2 protein-coding genes are annotated in these 1,252 nt (G+C 70.6%); both read left to right on the top strand.

All coding sequences use genetic code 11. The features are described from left to right. Positions 1-198, top strand: a 198-nt coding sequence (locus H9640_RS18850; RefSeq protein ID WP_404821909.1) for a methyl-accepting chemotaxis protein, incomplete at its 5' end; no start/stop codon positions are given. A gap of 160 nt (positions 199-358) precedes the next feature. After that, on the top strand, positions 359-1,252 hold an 894-nt coding region (locus tag H9640_RS18845), incomplete at its 3' end, for an MCP four helix bundle domain-containing protein (RefSeq protein ID WP_191792307.1).

The following is a 1,252-nucleotide window of genomic DNA, read 5'->3' as shown; positions in this document are numbered from 1 at the left end:
ACCGCGACGACGACGGAGATGTCTCGTGGGGTGCAGGAGTCCGCGACGGGGGCCTCGGAGATCGCGGGCAACATCACAGGCATCGCGACCGCCGCGCAGGAGAGCGCGGCGACCATGCAGCGGATGAGCGTCGCGGTCGACGAGCTGGCCCAGGTCTCGGTCGAGCTGCGCACCCGCGTCGCCCAGTTCCGGATCTGACGCGGCCCCCAGCACCTCGCACCTCAGCACGACACGTACCACCCGCATCACCGGAACGGATCAGAACGACCTCGGGGCTCTCGCCCCCAGGCAACCGACTCGGCCGCCCCCCGCGGCCGCCCGCAGGGGACACGGGTCCCCCCAGATCGAGAGGCGAGCGATGAGCGAGCAGCAGAACGCACCGCGCCGGCTGTGGGCCGACCGCCCGGTGCTGGTCAAGATCGTCATGTCCGTCCTTCTCATGGTGGTGGTGACCGCGGTCGTCACCGCGTTCGCGCTCAGCTCGATGCGTACGCTGCGGGCAGACGCCGCGCTGATGTACAGCGGCAACGTCGTCCCGCTCCAACAGCTCACGGAGATCCAGCGCGCCTACCAGGGCGACCGGGCCCGGGTCGTCCAGTACGGCATCGCCGACGAGGAGACCCGCGGGACGCTCGTGGACGAGCTGGCCGAGCGCAAGGTCGACCTCCACTCGCAGATCGAGGCCTATCGCCCCAACGCGGTGGACGAGGCCGACGTCGACGCTCTGGTCGCCGCGCTCGACACGTACTACGCAGCGGCCGAGGGGACGCTGTTCCCGTTCGCGGACGAGGGCGACGCCGAAGGGTTCGCCACGTACTTCGACGAGACCATCCGTCCGTTGACGACGGGTGTCCTCGACGCCATGCAGGTGGAGACCGTCTCGCAGGGCGAGGAGGCGGCCGCGCTCGCCGACGAGACGGATGCCGTGGCGGCACGATCGATCCTCCTCACGATCCTGGTCGCGGCGCTCGGTGCGGTTGCGGCGTCCGCCCTGGCCTACGTCGTGGCTCGCAACATCGCCCGCCGGATCGGCGCGGTGTCCTCTGCCCTGGCAGCGGTGGGCGACGGCGACCTGACGGTCTCCTCCGGCGTGACCGGGCGTGACGAGATCGGCACCCTGGCCGTCGACCTCGAACGCACGCAGGCGAACCTGCGTGCTCTCATCACGGGAGTGGTCGAGTCGTCGGTGACGATCGCGTCGAGTGCGGAGTCGTTGGCGGGGGTGTCGTCGCAGTTCTCGGCGTCGTCGGAG

Origin of the sequence: Oerskovia gallyi, assembly GCF_014836745.1 — a bacterium.
Taxonomy (GTDB): domain Bacteria; phylum Actinomycetota; class Actinomycetes; order Actinomycetales; family Cellulomonadaceae; genus Oerskovia; species Oerskovia paurometabola.
Note: the sequence above shows the minus strand (reverse complement) of the source record. Positions and strands in the feature narration are given on the sequence as shown.